This window comes from Pseudomonas sp. KH_017 (assembly GCF_057840285.1).
In genome coordinates, this window is record NZ_CM174509.1 from 6,034,219 (window position 1) to 6,050,318 (window position 16,100).

A 16,100-nucleotide genomic window follows, 5' to 3' on the forward strand; every position below is an offset into this window, starting at 1 on the left:
CCCAGAAGCCAGTGCTGCAATCGCTCAACGAATCACAGACGTCGGCGACCCACCGCACACTGCCGATCAAAGGTTACAAAACCCTCAGTGGAACCAAGATCCTGTTCATCCGCATCCCTGGCCTACCGATGTTCGATGTCCTGGTGAGTTTTGCCGCCGGCAGCGCCCACACCCCGCATCAACCCGGCCTGGCCGCGGTCACCTATAGCCTTTTGAATGAGGGGGTAGCTGGCAAGGACATCAATGCCATACAAGCGACATTCGATAATCTGGGGGCAAGGATGAATATGGGTATCAGTCAGGACCGGACCTGGTTTTCCCTGCGTAGTCTGAGTGACGAATCACGGCGCACTCCAGCCCTGGAACTGTTTACCCAGGTACTCGGCAAGCCGCTGTTGCCGCAAGAGTCCCTGCCTGGGGTGAAATCCCAATTGCAGTATTTTCTGGACCGTGAAGATCAGTCCCATACCGCTCAAGCCCGAGAAGCCAATTTCGGCCAGATGTTTCCCGACCACGGTTATGCTCAGTCCCTCTACGGAACCCGGACAGGGCTTGCCTCAATCACCCGCACCCAGGCGCAAGACTTTCATCGCGAGGCTTATGCCGCGGGCAATGCCCAGATCACACTGGTCGGCGACCTCACCGAGGAAGAAGCCCAGCGCATCGGTGCGCAGATATCCGCGGCCCTCCCCATGGGACCGGCCACTGCCGCGATCCAGCCAGTGATCAGTCCAGCCGCTCCAAGCCCGCTGCGCGTTGAGCGACCATCGACCCAGGCTTACCTGCGCCTTGCCCAGCCAAGTGTCCTGCGGAGCAGTCCGGACTATGTCGCGCTTCAATTGGCCATGCGGATTTTCACCAACCGGCTGACAGATGAACTCCGTGAACGCCGAGGCCTGACCTACAGCGTTGGAGCCAATCTTTCTGCCCTTCAGGCACAGGGGTTGCTGATCATTCAATTGCAGACTCGACCAGAGCAGGCCGATGCCGTGCTGTCCCATATCAAGACGAAGTTCAGCGACTTTCTCGCCCAAGGGCCGACCCAAAAGGAACTCGAAGACATCCAGCAGCAACTGACCGGTAGCGCGCCGTTGAACAGCGCTACCAATGCACAGATTCTGAGACAGCTGTACGCCATCAGCGCCCACGATCTACCGCTGGACCTCGACTTTGCCACGCAAGCAGCCTTGAAGCTGAACCTTGTATCAATCAAAAACGCACTCAACCGGCATTACCACGCCGACCAATGGCGCGTTGTAATCCTTGGGCCGAAGACAGATCAACAACCGCTGCCAGAGCCTGGCGAAAGCGCAACCAATATCATGTGTCGTGCACCAGACAAGCCACGACAAAGTACAAATTGAAAGTCCACTCCGATAATCATTCACAAGGCCGATGGAACACGTCTTTACCGCATCCTTGCTCTTAAAACGTAATACATCCGAAATGGCTGGATCCGCAGTTTTTAGTTCATTGTGTGCGTGCGAAACAGCTCGCATGGACGCAATAGACTATTAATGGATGAACAAGCCAATGACTGAACGAACTCCAAAACCCACCCATGACTTCACCCTCGACAATGGCCTCAGGGTCATTGTCCGCGAGGATCACAGAACCCCTCAGGTCGGACTCACACTGGCTTTTGCCGTAGGATCCGATGACGAGCGCCCCGAAGACTTCGGGGTCACACGTGTATTACAAAATGCACTGATGCCTGACTATGAGGATTTCATCAAAGAAACCGGAGCCATTCATCTAAACCTCGGCGCCCCTGAAAGGCTGAGCGACTGTCTACTGATCGCCACCGAACACCTGGAAAGCGCTATCAAAATCCAGTCGACCATCATGACGAGCGAACTATCGGATGAATGGCTGCGCACCTGGCTGGACGAAGAACTGCTGCCTAACAAGGAAAAGTCCCTGTTCATATCCGCGATCAACTTCAGTCCGGAAATCGACGCCCTGATAAACACCGGAAACAGTTACTACAGACCTAACGAAGCGATTGCCGCCAATCTTGAACGCATGACCTTTGAACATCTCAGAAACTGGCGTCAGAGCCGGTATTGCCCCGGCAATGCATGCCTGGTGATTGTCGGCGATGTCGAGATCGAGGAGGCAAGACAATTGGTCGAGCGTCACTTCGGATCGAAAGACCAGCATGTCACCCCCTTCAGGCCCTTGATAAAAGGACCGTCAGAGCCCGGTTACCGCCAGATAACGCAACGTCTGGGAACCGAATACCCGCTGATGCTCGTCATATTCAACACACCGGGGATGGCAAACGCCCCCGATCCACAATCCGTCAGGGCACTGGAAATACTGGATTCCCTGTTTGAATCCTCGGCACGTCTGAAGTCATTCGGGAATGACAACCGCTCGACAATTATTGCGACCACCTTTCGACTCAGTCGAGCCAATAACCGATTCATCCTTGCGTTCCACTTCGAGGGTAATCCGCAGAAAGCCGAAGCCGATCTGTGGGCATTGCTGGATGACGTCAAGCGCGTGCCGTTCACTCCCGAGGAAATCGAGCCCGCCATCATGCAGGAAAGCTCCGCCCGGCAGGCACTCTATGACACCCCTATTGGACAGTCGGGCGGCATCGGCCATCTTGTTGCAACTGCTCAGCCATGGCAGTTGATCGATCTTGAGGTCGCGCAATTACGCAGCGTCACTACGCAGGATATTCAGCTGGCAGCCAACGCCTACTTCACCCGCGAACGCGCAACCGTCGCTCATGTGTTTCCCATCGAGAAAAATACCCCCGACGTAACCGGGACCCCTGCCTGATCATCAGTTCCGGAAAACCGGCCCCGGTGCTCCCACCGCACAGGGGCCGACTTTCATCGGTCGCGAATCCACCTGGTTTGTGGCAAGTTAGCAACTTGCGGCGCGCACGATACGCCCCATGAATCCCCCTACATTTCGCAAGCAGCGGTCTGCAATTGAACAGCAAGCCTCACTACACGCCGCACCCCGATTTCCGATGAAAACCTTCACCCCCGCCTTCGGCCTCGGCAATCCGCACTTGCAAACCTTGTGGGGACCGCTGTGGCGTAAAACCGTCCACATCGGCCGCGAACGCGAACGTCTTTGGCTTGAAGACGGCGACTTTCTCGACCTCGACTGGCATGGCCCGCACAGCGCCGACGCACCCTTGGTGCTGGTGTTGCACGGACTCACGGGTTCGTCGAATTCGCCTTATGTCGCCGGCATGCAAAAAGCCCTGGGTGACCGAGGCTGGGCCAGCGTTGCGCTGAACTGGCGCGGTTGTTCGGGCGAACCCAACCTGTTGCCGCGCAGCTACCATTCCGGCGCCAGCGAAGACCTGGCCGAAACCATCAGGCACTTGCGGGCCAAACGACCTCTCGCGCCACTGTATGCGGTGGGTTACTCCCTGGGCGGTAATGTCCTGCTCAAGCATTTGGGCGAAACCGGCAGCGACAGCGACCTGACGGGCGCCGTGGCGGTGTCGGTGCCGTTCCGCCTGGACCAGTGCGCCGACCGCATTGGCCAAGGTTTTTCCAAGGTTTACCAGGCGCATTTCATGCGTGAGATGGTCGCCTACATCAAGAACAAGCAGCGACAGTTCCAGCACGACGGACGCGAGGAGGGCCTGGCAGCCCTGGCGGCGCTTGGCTCGCTGGAAAACATGCGCACATTCTGGGACTTCGATGGCCGGGTTACCGCACCGCTGAACGGCTTTGTCGATGCCGAGGATTACTATCGTCGCGCCTCAAGCCGCTATTTCCTTGGCGAAATTCGTACGCCGACCTTGATGATTCAGGCCGCCGACGACCCCTTCGTGTTTCCCCACAGCCTGCCGCACGTCGATGAGTTGTCCGCTTGCACGCAATTCGAACTGCAAGCCAAGGGCGGGCATGTCGGCTTCGTCGACGGCACGCTCAGGCAACCGGGTTACTACCTGGAACGACGCGTCCCCGAGTGGCTGGCCGCCACAGGGCGCACTTGAATCATGGACGCTGACCAAGGCGAGTCAATCCACTTCTGGCAAACCCCGCCGCTGGCCAGGGTCGAGCTATTGTCCGCCCGCTACATCGATCATCGTTTCGCCCCCCACGTGCATGACGGCTATGTGATCGGCATGATCATGGCCGGCGCCCAGCGTTATCGCTATCGCGGCGCCGAACACCTGGCGGGCAGCGGCACGCTGGTGCTGATCAACCCCGATGAATTGCACACCGGCCACAAAGGCACCGAGGATGGCTGGCTTTACCGGGCGTTTTATCCGGACAGCGGGCAGATAACCTCGCTGCTGGCCGAACTCGAACTGCCGACCCATCACTTGCCGGCCTTCGGCGCCACGCTGTATCGCGATCAGGACCTGGTGAACGGTTTCTGCCAGCTTCACCACTTGCTGGAAAGCCCCGCCACCGCATTGCAGCAACAAACGGTCTGGCGCGAACTGGTGCTGTCGCTGTTGCAGCGTCATGCGGCGGTGCCCGATGCCGGCAAACCTGGCAAGGAACACCGGGCCGTGAGCCTGGCCAAGGAATTGCTGCACGCGCAACTGGCAGCACCGCCCTCACTGGAAGCGCTGGCGGCGGCGGTCAACCTCTCGCCATTCCATTTCGCCCGGGTGTTCCGCCGGGCCACCGGCATGCCGCCGCATACCTGGCTGATGCAACAGCGCATCGCCCGGGCACGGACGTTGCTGCAAAGTGGTTGTCTGCCGCTGGAGGTCGCGATGCAACTGGGGTTTGCCGACCAGAGCCATCTGAGCCGGCAGTTCAAGCAGGTGTATGGGGTTGGACCGGGGGCGTATCGCACAGCCCGGCAGTTACCCGGATCTTGATGACAACGAAAAACCATTGTGGGAGCGGGCTTGCTCGCGAAAGCGGTGGTTCAGTCAACATCTTCTTTGACTGTCACACCGCTTTCGCGAGCAAGCCCGCTCCCACAGGGTTGTGTGGTGTTTATTCGCCGGTGGCAATGCCCCGCGCAGGCTCGTTGATCCACTCGCTCCACGACCCGGCATACAACGAACCCAACGGATAACCGGCCAGGCACAACGCAAACAGGTTGTGGCACGCCGTCACGCCGGAACCGCAATACGCCACCAGATCATTCGCCGAGCGAGCGCCCAGTTTTGCGGCAAAACGCTGCTTGAGCTGATCGGCCGGCAGGAAGCGCCCGTCACTGCCCAGGTTCTCGGTAAACGCCGCACACTGGGCGCCAGGAATGTGCCCGGCAATCGGATCGATCGGTTCCACTTCACCCTTGAAACGCGGCAATGCACGGGCATCGAGCAAGGTCAGTTCCGGCCGCGCAAGGCACTTTTGCAGCTGCTCGGCACTGATCAGCAACGCCGTGTCAGGGCTGCCGGTGAAAGAACCACGGGTAATCGCCGGCGCATCCAGGCTCAGCGGCAAACCGGCCGCGTGCCAGGCCTTGAGACCGCCATCGAGGATGAATACACCGTCGCGCTTGCCCAACCATGCCAGCAACCACCAGGCCCGCGCCGCATAGGCCCCCGGACCGTCGTCATACAGAACCACTTCGCTATCGGCATTGATGCCCCAGGCTTGCAGGCGCTCGATCAGTTGCGCCGGCTCGGGTAACGGATGACGCCCGGTCACGCCCTTGACCACCGCGCCACTCAGATCACGCTCAAGGTCGGCATAGCTCGAACCGGCGATGTGCCCTTCGGCATAGCTGCGCTGACCGTAATCCGGGTCTTCGAGGGCAAAACGACAATCCAGAATCACCAGCCCCGGCTGGTCCTTTTTCAGGTCCAGTGCTTGCGGGCTGATCAGTTGCGCAATGGGCATAGCGGGCTCCTGTGATTTTTTATCGGATTTCGATCCTACGACACTTCCTCAAGCGCCTGGGCCAAGGGCACGTAAAACTCTTCGAACAACGCATTGACCGCATCGCGGGCCTGATCCGTGACGAACCCGGCTTCCAGCACCAAAACCTGATACACCCCGCGTTTAATGGCCTGCTCGCTCAAATGGCTGGAGTTCTCCCGCGTGGTGCACAGGAAGCGCACCCAGGACGTGAGGATGATCCAGGCATTGAGCGTCAGGGATTCGATCTGCACCTTGTCCATCTTCAGGATACCGGCGGCGACGAAACCTTCGTAGATCGCCGAACCCTGGATCAGGCAGCGCTGGGAGAAACGTCGATAGCGGTCAGCCAGGTCCGGGTCGCTGTCGAGCAAATGTTCGAGATCGCGATGCAGAAAGCGGTAGCGCCACATCGCCGCCAGCAGTTCCTTGAGGTAGAAACGCTTGTCTTCCACCGTGGCGGCACGGCCCTGGGGCGGGCGCAGGAAGCTGTCCACCAGGCTTTCGTACTCGCTGAACAACACGGCGATAATCGCCTGCTTGTTAGGGAAGTGGTAGTACAGGTTGCCCGGGGAAATTTCCATATGGGCAGCAATATGGTTGGTACTGATGCTGCGCTCGCCCTGCTGGTTGAACAGCTCCAGGCTGTTCTGCACGATGCGCTCGCTGGTTTTGATCCGTGGGGCCATGGCTTGAGCTTTAATTCAGAGTGCGTTGACGGGCATCTTAGATCTATCCGCGAGCGGATAAAACAAAGCTGTTCCAGGATGTCATTTGACTTTTTAGAGTATAGGCTCTAAAAAGTGCTTCATTACAATAAATCCGGAGCCGACCATGACTGCTGAAATTTCCTACCTGCAGAACCTACAGCAGCCGCTGGAAGAGCTTCAGGTCCTGTTCGACGCCCAGCGTGCCGCCTATGCCGCCAACCCGATGCCACCGGCTGCGCAGCGCCAGCAATGGCTCAAGGCGCTAAAGGATTTGTTGAACAATGAACGCCAGGCCCTGATCGATGCGATCAGCCAGGACTTCAGCAATCGCAGCGCCGATGAAACCCTGCTCGCCGAACTGATGCCCAGCCTGCATGGCATCCATTACGCCAGCAAACACCTCAAGGGCTGGATGCGAGCTTCGCGGCGCAAGGTTGGCGCCGCTTTCCAGCCAGCCTCGGCCAAAGTGGTTTACCAACCGCTGGGCGTGGTCGGGATCATCGTGCCGTGGAACTACCCGCTGTACCTGGCCATCGGTCCGTTGGTCGGCGCGCTGTCGGCGGGCAATCGGGTGATGCTCAAGCTCAGTGAGTCGACCCCCGCGACCGGCCTGCTGATGAAGCAACTGCTGGCGCGAATCTTCCCCGAAGACCTGGTTTGCGTGGTGCTGGGCGAGGCGGATATGGGCGTGGCGTTTTCACGCCTGCCGTTCGATCACCTGCTGTTCACCGGCGCCACCAGCATCGGCAAACACGTGATGCGCGCCGCCGCGGAAAACCTGACCCCGGTGACCCTGGAACTGGGCGGCAAGTCCCCGGCCATTGTTTCTCACGACGTGCCGCTCAAGGACGCCGCCGAGCGCATCGCCTTCGGCAAGACCCTGAACGCCGGCCAGACCTGCGTGGCTCCGGACTACGTGCTAGTGCCTGAGGATCGCGTCGGAGGTTTCATCGAAGCCTATCGCACAGCCGTCCGCGGGTTTTATCCGACGCTGGCCGACAACCCGGACTACACCGCGATCATCAATGAGCGACAACTGGCGCGCCTCAACGGCTACATCAGCGACGCCACCAGCAAGGGTGCGCTGCTGATGCCGCTGTTCGACCAGGGCCAGGGCCGCCGCATGAGCCATAGTCTGCTGCTCAATGTCACTGACGAGATGACGGTGATGCAGGACGAGATCTTCGGGCCGCTGCTGCCGATCGTGCCGTACAAGGATCTGGACCAGGCATTTGCCTACATCAACCAGCGCCCTCGCCCACTGGCGCTGTATTACTTCGGCTACGACAAACGCGAACAACAGCGCGTGCTGCACGAAACCCATTCCGGCGGCGTGTGCCTGAACGACACCCTGCTGCACGTCGCCCAGGACGACATGCCGTTTGGCGGTATCGGTGCCTCGGGCATGGGCCACTACCACGGCCATGAAGGGTTCCTGACCTTCAGCAAGGCCAAGGGCGTGTTGATCAAACAGCGGTTCAACGCCGCGAAGTTGATCTATCCGCCGTACGGCAAGTCGATTCAGAAGCTGATCCAGAAGCTGTTCATACGCTAACGATCATCACCGTCGGGTAATAACAATAATGAACCCCAGCCTGTCCGATTCACCCGCGCTGTCACGGCGCGGGCTGCTTAAATTCAGCCTCGGCGCCACAGCTTTCCTCGCCACCGCCGGGCTCGGAGCCAGCCTCAGCGGTTGTTCGTCGAGCGTGCCGGCCAATGGTTTCGTCACGTTACGCAGCGGCGACCTGCTGTTTTTGCGGGCGTTGCTCCCGGTCATGCTCGAAGGTGCCGTGACCGTCGAACGGATACCCGAGGCTGTCGAGGGCACACTGAAAAGCCTGGATTACAACCTCGCTCACCTGTCGCCGGAAATGCTCAAGCTGACCCAACAATTGTTCGATGTGCTGGGCATGGCCGTGACCCGCGGACCGTTGACCGGGGTCTGGGGCAGCTGGGAGAACGCCAGCTCCAACGACATCCGAGCTTTTCTCGATCGCTGGGAAAACAGCTCGTTGAGCCTGTTGCGCATGGGCCACAGTTCCTTGCTGCAACTGGTAATGATGGCCTGGTACGGCCGCAAGGAATCGTGGGCGCATTGCGGGTATCCCGGGCCGCCAACGGTCTGAAACCGTGGCGCCCCCATCGCGAGCAAGCTCGCTCCCACATTGACCGCATGACCCTGTGGGAGCGGGCTTGCTCGCGAAGGCGCCAGCCGCCACACCACATCCCCAACAATAAAAAGAGAACCCGAAGATGCCCGTACCCGATCCGTTCCGCGAAGGCATGGCCCGAGGCTGGAAAACCTACAACGGCTCGCAACTGACCCAGGACCTGACACTCGAAGCGGACGTGGCGATCATCGGCAGCGGCGCCGGCGGCGGCACCACCGCCGAAATCCTCAGCGCAGCCGGCTACAAAGTGCTGCTGATCGAAGAAGGCCCACTCAAGACCAGCAGCGACTTCAAGCTGCTCGAAGACCAGGCCTACAGCAGCCTTTATCAGGAAGGCATCGGCCGCATGAGCAAGGACGGTGCGATCACTATCCTGCAAGGCCGGGCGGTTGGCGGCACCACGCTGATCAACTGGACCTCCAGTTTCCGCACCCCGGAGCCGACCCTGGAACACTGGGCCAAAGAGCACAACGTCAAGGGCCACAGCCCGGCGGAAATGGCGCCGTGGTTCGAGAAAATGGAGCAACGCCTGGGCGTCGCGCCGTGGATGGTGCCACCCAACGCCAACAACGAAGTGATCCGAAAGGGCTGCGAAGCACTGAATTACTCATGGCATGTCATCCCGCGCAACGTTCGTGGCTGCTGGAACCTCGGCTACTGCGGCATGGGCTGCCCGACCAACGCCAAGCAATCGATGATGGTCACCACCATTCCAGCAACCCTGGAAAAAGGCGGCGAGCTGCTTTACCTGGCCCGCGCCGAAAAACTCACCATCAGCGGCGACAAGGTCACCGGCCTGCAATGTTCGGCGATGGATGAACGCTGCGTCGCACCGACCGGGCGCACCATCACGGTCAAGGCGCGGCATTTCGTGCTGGCCGGTGGAGGTATCAACAGCCCGGCCTTGCTGATGCGCTCCGGGGCACCCGACCCGCACAAGCGCCTGGGCAAACGTACGTTCCTGCACCCGGTGAACATGTCCGCCGCGTTGTTCGACGAAGTGGTCAACCCCTTCTACGGCGCGCCGCAGTCGATCTATTCCGACCATTTCCAATGGCAGGACGGCACCACGGGCAAGATGTCCTACAAACTGGAAGTCCCGCCCCTGCACCCGGCGCTGGCCACGACACTGCTCGGTGGTTTCGGCCAGGAAAACTCGCAACACATGGCCAATCTGGCCCATACCCACGCCATGCTGGCGTTGCTGCGGGACGGTTTTCACCCGGACAGCCCCGGTGGCAGCGTCGAATTGCGCAGCGATGACACGCCGGTGCTGGATTACCAGCTATCACCCTACGCCTGGGATGGGTTGCGCCGGGCGTTCCATACCATGGCCGAGATCCAGTTCGCCGGTGGCGCCAAGGCCGTGATGCCGATGCACGCCGATGCCCGTTACGTGAAGACCCTCGCCGAAGCGCGCACGCTGATCGACGGCCTGAGTATGGAGTTGTATCGCACACGCCTGGGCAGCGCCCATGTGATGGGCGGTTGCGCCATGGGTGAAGACCCGACAATCGCGGTGACCGACAGCCTCGGTCGGCATCATCAACTGGGCAATCTGTCGATCCACGACGGCTCGCTGTTCCCCACCAGCATTGGCGCCAATCCGCAGTTGTCGGTCTACGGACTGACGGCGCAACTGGCGACATCCCTGGCCGAACGTTTAAAAAACCCATGAAAATAACGATAATTCCCATCGTCTATAGTGCTTTCTTACCTAACAGGCGACTTGGCCGACCGGGAAGGCTGCGATACCATCCGACTCCCCAACGGATTCCCGCCAGGACGACGCGATGAACCGAGTGTTGTACCCAGGTACCTTCGACCCTATTACCAAGGGCCATGGCGATCTGGTCGAACGCGCCTCGCGCCTGTTCGATCACGTGATCATCGCCGTCGCCGCGAGCCCGAAGAAAAACCCGTTGTTTCCTATGGAACAACGGGTAGAACTGGCGCGCGAGGTCACTAAACATCTGCCGAACGTTGAAGTCGTCGGCTTCTCGACGCTGCTGGCGCACTTCGCCAAAGAGCAGAATGCCAACGTGTTCCTGCGTGGTTTGCGCGCGGTGTCGGACTTCGAATACGAGTTCCAGCTGGCCAACATGAACCGTCAGCTGGCGCCGGACGTGGAAAGCCTGTTCCTTACCCCCTCCGAGCGTTACTCGTTCATTTCCTCGACGCTGGTCCGTGAAATCGCAGCCCTGGGCGGCGATATCACCAAGTTCGTGCACCCTGTGGTGGCGGACGCACTGACCGAACGTTTCAAGAAGTAACCCCCGCAAACTGTAGGAGCGAGCCTGCTCGCGATGGACGTCAACGATAACGCGGGAAACCTGACACCCCGCGGCGTTCTCGAGTTCATCGCCAGCAGGCTGGCTCCTACAGTACGTCGCACCTGCGTGCAACGCAGGCGCCAATGCGGCACAATTGTGTGCATTGGTTTATTGCGCCCGGGCTTGCCGCCCCGGCTGGAGTTAGCATGTCCCTGATCATCACCGACGATTGCATCAACTGCGACGTCTGCGAACCCGAGTGCCCGAACGCCGCCATTTCCCAAGGCGAAGAGATCTACGTGATCGACCCGAACCTGTGCACCCAGTGTGTCGGCCACTACGATGAACCGCAGTGCCAGCAGGTCTGCCCGGTGGATTGCATTCCACTGGACGAAGCTCATCCGGAGACTGAAGAGCAGTTGATGGAGAAGTACCGGAAAATTACCGGTAAGGCTTAAGCCATTCGGCGCCTGTCAGACCGCATTCGCGAGCAAGCCCGCTCCCACAGGGGTTTTGTGAACGACGCAGATCCAGTGTGGGAGCGAGCTTGCTCGCGATGAGGCCATCAGCCACGCCGAATCTCTAACGGATTGTCGCGCGTATCAGCTCTGACAACGCGGGCAAAAAACGCTGGCGCGCTGCCCGAGCTTCACTTCCCGCAGCCCCGTGCCACAGACCTTGCAGTGTTCACCGCCACGGCCGTACACGAACAGTTCCTGCTGGAAATAACCAGGCTGACCGTCGCCACCGATAAAGTCCCGCAGCGTGGTACCGCCGCGCTCGATGGCGGCCGCCAGGATGCGCTTGATCTCGATGGCCAGCTTCAAGTAACGCGCACGGGAAATGCTCTTGGCTTCGCGGCGCGGGTCGATCCCGGCGGCGAACAACGCTTCGGTCGCGTAGATATTGCCCACGCCCACCACCACCGCGTTATCCATGATGAACGGCTTGACCGCCATCGAGCGGCCACGGGACTGCTGGAACAGGCGCTCGCCATCGAACAGGTCGGTCAGCGGTTCCGGCCCCAGGCGAATCAGCAATTCGTGATTGAGCGGGTCAAGGCTCCAGAGCATTGCGCCGAAGCGCCGCGGGTCGGTGTAACGCAATGCCAGGCCCGACTCCAGTTCGATGTCCACATGCTCATGCTTGGCCGCCGGCAGCCCGGCCTCCACCAGCCGCAAATTGCCTGACATGCCCAAGTGGCTGATCAAGGTGCCGACTTCGGCATTGATCAGCAGGTACTTGGCGCGCCGCTCCACCAGTATGATGCGCTGCCCGGACAACCGCACATCGAGGTCTTCGGGAATTGGCCAGCGCAAGCGCCGGTCACGCACGATCACTCGGCTGACGCGCTGGCCTTCCAGGTACGGCGCGATGCCGCGACGGGTGGTTTCGACTTCTGGCAATTCAGGCATGGTGCTCTCGGCTCAGGCGCATGGCCTGGAAAGGTCCGACACTCAGTGATGAGTGCCGAGGTCGCGGATCGTCTGCTTGAGGGTCTCGAAGTCGTAGTCTGAGAGGCCGACATAATCGAGCACCAGCGGCGCGATGCTGTTCCACTCGTGATCTTCGGTCTGATTGCCCAGCACCCGGTACGACGCGCAAATGTGCTCGGCCATCTTCAGGATCGCCAACAGGTTCTTCAACGAACTGTTGCGCGAAGATTCATCGCTGAATATCGCCAAGGCATTGTGGTGATTGGCGATCGTAGCGCTCACGTGTTCCGGTAGACGCCAGGACTTGGCCGTGTAATACCCGACCACCGAGTGATTGGTATTGAACACCTGGTTCTCCGTGTCCACCACCCGGCATTCGGCGCTGGCGTTGGCATAGGCCTGCTCCAGAACGCCCATGTAGTCGGGGAAACGCTGGAGCATCAAGGGCACGCCGCAGTCGTGGAACAGGCCCAGGGCATAGGCTTCATCGCCATTTTCAACACCGATGCGCTTGGCCAGTGTCAGGCAAGTCATGGCCACGTCCTGCGCGGTGTCCCAGAAACGGTTCAGGGTGACAATGGTGTCGTCATTCATCTCGCCCTTGATCGACTGCGCGTTGATCAGGTTGATGACCGAACGGCTGCCCAGCAGATTTACCGCGCGCTGGATCGAGGCAATCTTGTTGCTCAGCCCATAATACGGCGAATTGACGATCTTCAGCAGGGAACCGGAAAGTCCCGGATCCTGGGAGATCAGTTTGGCAATGACTTCCAGATCCGGGTCGGGCATGTACTGCTCCATCTGCAAATCCACCATGATTTGCGGCTGGGCCGGTACGCTGATGCCCTGCAGGGCTTGTTGGATCTGTTCGGAAGTCAGCTCTTGGGACATTTGTGCACACTCTGGGTCAGACGGTGATTCTAACCTTTATGAAGTTGGATCCGACATACCAAATCGCAAGACAACCCTCGCCACATGTCCACTTGCAGGCCAACCCGGGATCTCAACACGCTATACTCCCGCTCTTTTTTCCGGAGCGACGACATGTCCCTGCCTAGCCTGCGCCTCAAAGCCAACGCCGACCGTCGTCTGCGCAACGGTCACTTGTGGGTCTACAGCAACGAAATCGATGTAGCCGCTACGCCTTTGCACGGTTTCAAGGCCGGCGACCAGGCGATCCTCGAAGCCGCCGGTGGCAAGCCGCTGGGCATCGTTGCCATGAGCCCGAACAACCTGATCTGCGCCCGTGTGCTGTCGCGCGACATCAAGTTGCCGCTGGACAAGTCGCTGCTGGTGCATCGCCTGAACGTGGCCCTGTCCCTGCGCGATCGCCTGTTCGACAAGCCGTTCTATCGCCTGGTCTACGGCGACTCCGACCTGCTGCCAGGCCTGGTGGTCGACCGTTTCGGCGACATCCTCGTGGTGCAGATCGCTTCGGCGACCATGGAAGCACATAAGGATGACGTGATCGCGGCGCTGACCCAAGTGCTCAAGCCAAGCGGCATCCTGTTCAAGAACGACTCCGCTGCCCGTGATGCCGAAGGCCTCACCCGCTACGTCGAAACCGTATTCGGCCTGGTGCCGGAGTGGGTTGCGCTGGAAGAGAACGGCGTGAAATTCGAAGCGCCGGTCATCCAGGGTCAGAAAACCGGCTGGTTCTACGACCACCGCATGAACCGTGCACGCCTGGCACCGTATGCCAAGGGCAAACGCGTGCTCGACCTCTACAGCTACATCGGCGGCTGGGGTGTGCAGGCTGCCGCGTTCGGCGCCAGTGAAGTGTTCTGCGTCGACGCTTCGGCCTTCGCCCTCGACGGCGTCGAGCGCAACGCCGCACTGAACGGCTTCGCCGAGAAAATGACCTGCATCGAAGGCGACGTCTTCGAAGCCCTCAAAGAGCTGAAAGCCAGCGAAGAACGCTTCGACGTCATCGTGGCCGACCCGCCGGCGTTCATCAAACGCAAGAAAGACATGAAGAACGGCGAAGGCGCCTACCGCCGCCTGAACGAACAAGCCATGCGCCTGCTCACCAAGGACGGCATCCTGGTCAGCGCATCGTGCTCGATGCACCTGCCGGAAGATGACCTGCAGAACATCCTGCTGACCAGCGCCCGTCACCTGGATCGCAATATCCAGATCTTGGAACGTGGCGGTCAGGGTCCGGATCATCCGGTGCATCCGGCGATTGCCGAGACACGGTATATCAAGAGCATTACTTGCCGGTTGTTGCCTAACAGCTAAAACGCAAACCACTGTAGGAGCGAGCTCGCTCGCGATGGTCGTCAACGATAACGCTGGCAGCCTGACGCCCCACGGCGCTCTCAGGCTCATCGCGAGCGAGCGCTCCTACAGAGGTTCCCGGCATCAAAACAGGAAGCCTCCTACAGCGCTTTTGATTGAACTCCCTGCGTCCCAGACTAGTATCGGTTTCTGGTTTCAAGCATGAACACTTGATCACTCCGGAAAACAAAAACAATGTCTGAGTCCTCTTACCCAGCTCTAAGTGGCGACCTGAAACGCCAACGAGTCTCCCGCTTTATCCTGATTACCAATATCTCGCTAATCAGTTTTTTCCCGCTGAACATCCTCCTGCCTTCTTTTCCTGCCTTGGCCGCGAAGTTCGACAGCTCAACCGCTGACATCGCCCTTTCCATCAGTCTGTTCACGCTGGTTTTTGCGTTTTCTCAATTAATAACCGGCCCGCTTTCAGATAAGTGGGGGCGCAAGGAAGTTCTTCTTGGTTGCATCGTTGTTTCTACCCTCGGCTCGATAGGCTGCGCGCTGGCGACGGACTTCCCAAGCTTCCTGGCGTTTCGTGCAGTCCAAGCCATCGGGTGTGGTTTTTTTGTGCTGGGTCATGCACTGGTGGAGGATCTGTTCGATGAACAGGATAGGGCCCGGGTGCGCATTTATTACATGACGCTGAGCGGTTCCTTTGTTGCACTGGCACCGCTGTTAGGCTCTTGGCTACAAACCACTTTCGATTGGCAGGGTAGTTTTTATGGTTTTGCGCTCATGGCGCTCGGCATGCTGATCCATGCCCAACTGATACTGCCTTCCAAGGCAGCCCTCCCAGAAAAAACACCCGTTTCTGTCATCCGTACGCTGAAATCCATCGCTGAAAATCAAGACTTCATCCGCTATTGGTGGATAGCCGCGTTAGTGTTCGCTTGTTATTTCGCGTTGATCAGCGTGACACCGCTGATTTTCATGGATGAGTTGAAACTGTCCGAGTACCAGTACGCATGGGTACTTATGGTGTACGGGGTCGCCTATTTCCTGGGTGGAGTCGTTGCTACCACCGTGCAGAAACATATCTCCCTCTCTGTGCAAATCAACATCGGCCTTGGATTACTGGGTGCCGCCGGCCTGTTGTTGATGTTAATCATCCGCTATGAGGCGATGACAACCATCACCCTGCTCATACCGATGGTGATCAGTGCTCTGGCGGTCACCCTGGTACGGCCTGCCGCCATTTCCGCAGCCATGTTGCTGTTCTCAAACAGCGCCGGGACGGCAGCATCCGCAGGCAACAGCATCATGTTCATTACTGCCGCCGTCAGCAGCGCCGCCCTCGCACAAACAGGGGACAATTTGCTGATGACCATTGCTGTCAGCTACATCGTGTTCAGTCTTTGGGGTTTGCTGACGAACACCAGGATCGGGCGCTGACTGTAGGAGCGAGCTTGCTCGC

General features: G+C 59.4%; 15 protein-coding genes. 11 read left to right on the forward strand and 4 right to left on the reverse strand.

What is annotated here, in order from left to right; genetic code table 11:
• Positions 1 to 11: 11 nt before the first annotated feature.
• From AC3IT6_RS27550 to AC3IT6_RS27565, 4 genes are all read left to right on the forward strand, one after another.
• Positions 12 to 1,364 (forward strand): M16 family metallopeptidase, encoded by a 1,353-nt coding sequence (locus AC3IT6_RS27550; protein ID WP_489353724.1) that lies wholly within the window; start codon positions 12 to 14, stop codon positions 1,362 to 1,364.
• A gap of 169 nt (positions 1,365 to 1,533) precedes the next feature.
• Positions 1,534 to 2,793, forward strand: a complete 1,260-nt coding sequence (locus AC3IT6_RS27555) for a M16 family metallopeptidase (RefSeq protein ID WP_489353725.1) — start codon at positions 1,534 to 1,536, stop codon at positions 2,791 to 2,793.
• 196 nt (positions 2,794 to 2,989) lie between these two features.
• Entirely contained in the window at positions 2,990 to 3,976 is a 987-nt protein-coding gene (locus AC3IT6_RS27560; RefSeq protein ID WP_489353726.1) for a hydrolase, read from the forward strand.
• Between the two features lie 3 nt (positions 3,977 to 3,979).
• Positions 3,980 to 4,819, forward strand: coding sequence for an AraC family transcriptional regulator (locus tag AC3IT6_RS27565; RefSeq protein ID WP_489353727.1), 840 nt, complete (start codon positions 3,980 to 3,982; stop codon positions 4,817 to 4,819).
• 121 nt (positions 4,820 to 4,940) lie between these two features.
• Here AC3IT6_RS27565 and AC3IT6_RS27570 read toward each other — a convergent pair whose 3' ends face one another.
• Together AC3IT6_RS27570 and AC3IT6_RS27575 are read right to left on the reverse strand one after the other, a co-directional pair.
• A complete protein-coding gene (locus AC3IT6_RS27570; RefSeq protein WP_489353728.1) occupies positions 4,941 to 5,795 on the reverse strand; it encodes a sulfurtransferase in 855 nt (284 codons plus the stop codon).
• Positions 5,796 to 5,830: 35 nt separating this feature from the next.
• Complete coding sequence (locus AC3IT6_RS27575; RefSeq protein ID WP_489353729.1) at positions 5,831 to 6,502, reverse strand: TetR/AcrR family transcriptional regulator; 672 nt, start codon at positions 6,500 to 6,502, stop codon at positions 5,831 to 5,833.
• Between the two features lie 145 nt (positions 6,503 to 6,647).
• On the opposite strand from AC3IT6_RS27575, the gene AC3IT6_RS27580 reads away from it, so the two are divergent.
• The 5 genes from AC3IT6_RS27580 to AC3IT6_RS27600 all read left to right on the forward strand — a co-directional run bounded on the left by AC3IT6_RS27580 (position 6,648) and on the right by AC3IT6_RS27600 (position 11,428).
• Positions 6,648 to 8,078 carry a coniferyl aldehyde dehydrogenase gene (locus AC3IT6_RS27580; protein ID WP_489353730.1) on the forward strand — a complete coding sequence of 477 codons (1,431 nt, stop codon included), beginning with the start codon at positions 6,648 to 6,650 and terminating at the stop codon, positions 8,076 to 8,078.
• 28 nt (positions 8,079 to 8,106) lie between these two features.
• The gene (locus AC3IT6_RS27585; RefSeq protein ID WP_223445261.1) at positions 8,107 to 8,652 is read left to right on the forward strand and encodes a twin-arginine translocation pathway signal protein; all 546 of its coding nucleotides are present in this window, start codon (positions 8,107 to 8,109) and stop codon (positions 8,650 to 8,652) included.
• 127 nt (positions 8,653 to 8,779) lie between these two features.
• Positions 8,780 to 10,375: a GMC family oxidoreductase gene (locus AC3IT6_RS27590; RefSeq protein WP_489353731.1), complete on the forward strand. Its 1,596-nt coding sequence runs from the start codon at positions 8,780 to 8,782 to the stop codon at positions 10,373 to 10,375.
• A 115-nt stretch (positions 10,376 to 10,490) separates the two neighbouring features.
• Entirely contained in the window at positions 10,491 to 10,970 is a 480-nt protein-coding gene (gene coaD / locus AC3IT6_RS27595) for a pantetheine-phosphate adenylyltransferase (RefSeq protein ID WP_223455913.1), read from the forward strand.
• A 206-nt stretch (positions 10,971 to 11,176) separates the two neighbouring features.
• Positions 11,177 to 11,428, forward strand: coding sequence for a YfhL family 4Fe-4S dicluster ferredoxin (locus AC3IT6_RS27600; protein ID WP_003195146.1), 252 nt, complete (start codon positions 11,177 to 11,179; stop codon positions 11,426 to 11,428).
• A 144-nt stretch (positions 11,429 to 11,572) separates the two neighbouring features.
• Here AC3IT6_RS27600 and mutM read toward each other — a convergent pair whose 3' ends face one another.
• Together mutM and AC3IT6_RS27610 are read right to left on the reverse strand one after the other, a co-directional pair.
• Positions 11,573 to 12,385 carry a bifunctional DNA-formamidopyrimidine glycosylase/DNA-(apurinic or apyrimidinic site) lyase gene (gene mutM, locus AC3IT6_RS27605; RefSeq protein WP_489353732.1) on the reverse strand — a complete coding sequence of 271 codons (813 nt, stop codon included), beginning with the start codon at positions 12,383 to 12,385 and terminating at the stop codon, positions 11,573 to 11,575.
• Between the two features lie 42 nt (positions 12,386 to 12,427).
• Positions 12,428 to 13,297 (reverse strand): HDOD domain-containing protein, encoded by an 870-nt coding sequence (locus AC3IT6_RS27610; RefSeq protein WP_489353733.1) that lies wholly within the window; start codon positions 13,295 to 13,297, stop codon positions 12,428 to 12,430.
• Positions 13,298 to 13,450: 153 nt separating this feature from the next.
• Here AC3IT6_RS27610 and AC3IT6_RS27615 point away from each other — a divergent pair, with 153 nt between their 5' ends.
• Together AC3IT6_RS27615 and AC3IT6_RS27620 are read left to right on the forward strand one after the other, a co-directional pair.
• Positions 13,451 to 14,647 carry a class I SAM-dependent rRNA methyltransferase gene (locus tag AC3IT6_RS27615; RefSeq protein ID WP_046039197.1) on the forward strand — a complete coding sequence of 399 codons (1,197 nt, stop codon included), beginning with the start codon at positions 13,451 to 13,453 and terminating at the stop codon, positions 14,645 to 14,647.
• Between the two features lie 234 nt (positions 14,648 to 14,881).
• Complete coding sequence (locus AC3IT6_RS27620; RefSeq protein ID WP_489353734.1) at positions 14,882 to 16,078, forward strand: MFS transporter; 1,197 nt, start codon at positions 14,882 to 14,884, stop codon at positions 16,076 to 16,078.
• Positions 16,079 to 16,100: the final 22 nt, after the last annotated feature.

Bases quoted from the DNA above. Each gene is read 5' to 3' on its own strand.
- AC3IT6_RS27570 (WP_489353728.1), bottom strand. From the start codon at position 5,795: ATGCCCATTGCGCAACTGATCAGCCCGCAAGCACTGGACCTGAAAAAG.
- coaD (WP_223455913.1), top strand. From the start codon at position 10,491: ATGAACCGAGTGTTGTACCCAGGTACCTTCGACCCTATTACCAAGGGC.
- AC3IT6_RS27565 (WP_489353727.1), top strand. From the start codon at position 3,980: ATGGACGCTGACCAAGGCGAGTCAATCCACTTCTGGCAAACCCCGCCG.
- AC3IT6_RS27560 (WP_489353726.1), top strand. From the start codon at position 2,990: ATGAAAACCTTCACCCCCGCCTTCGGCCTCGGCAATCCGCACTTGCAA.
- AC3IT6_RS27590 (WP_489353731.1), top strand. From the start codon at position 8,780: ATGCCCGTACCCGATCCGTTCCGCGAAGGCATGGCCCGAGGCTGGAAA.
- AC3IT6_RS27555 (WP_489353725.1), top strand. From the start codon at position 1,534: ATGACTGAACGAACTCCAAAACCCACCCATGACTTCACCCTCGACAAT.
- mutM (WP_489353732.1), bottom strand. From the start codon at position 12,385: ATGCCTGAATTGCCAGAAGTCGAAACCACCCGTCGCGGCATCGCGCCG.
- AC3IT6_RS27575 (WP_489353729.1), bottom strand. From the start codon at position 6,502: ATGGCCCCACGGATCAAAACCAGCGAGCGCATCGTGCAGAACAGCCTG.
- AC3IT6_RS27600 (WP_003195146.1), top strand. From the start codon at position 11,177: ATGTCCCTGATCATCACCGACGATTGCATCAACTGCGACGTCTGCGAA.
- AC3IT6_RS27585 (WP_223445261.1), top strand. From the start codon at position 8,107: ATGAACCCCAGCCTGTCCGATTCACCCGCGCTGTCACGGCGCGGGCTG.
- AC3IT6_RS27615 (WP_046039197.1), top strand. From the start codon at position 13,451: ATGTCCCTGCCTAGCCTGCGCCTCAAAGCCAACGCCGACCGTCGTCTG.
- AC3IT6_RS27610 (WP_489353733.1), bottom strand. From the start codon at position 13,297: ATGTCCCAAGAGCTGACTTCCGAACAGATCCAACAAGCCCTGCAGGGC.
- AC3IT6_RS27580 (WP_489353730.1), top strand. From the start codon at position 6,648: ATGACTGCTGAAATTTCCTACCTGCAGAACCTACAGCAGCCGCTGGAA.
- AC3IT6_RS27620 (WP_489353734.1), top strand. From the start codon at position 14,882: ATGTCTGAGTCCTCTTACCCAGCTCTAAGTGGCGACCTGAAACGCCAA.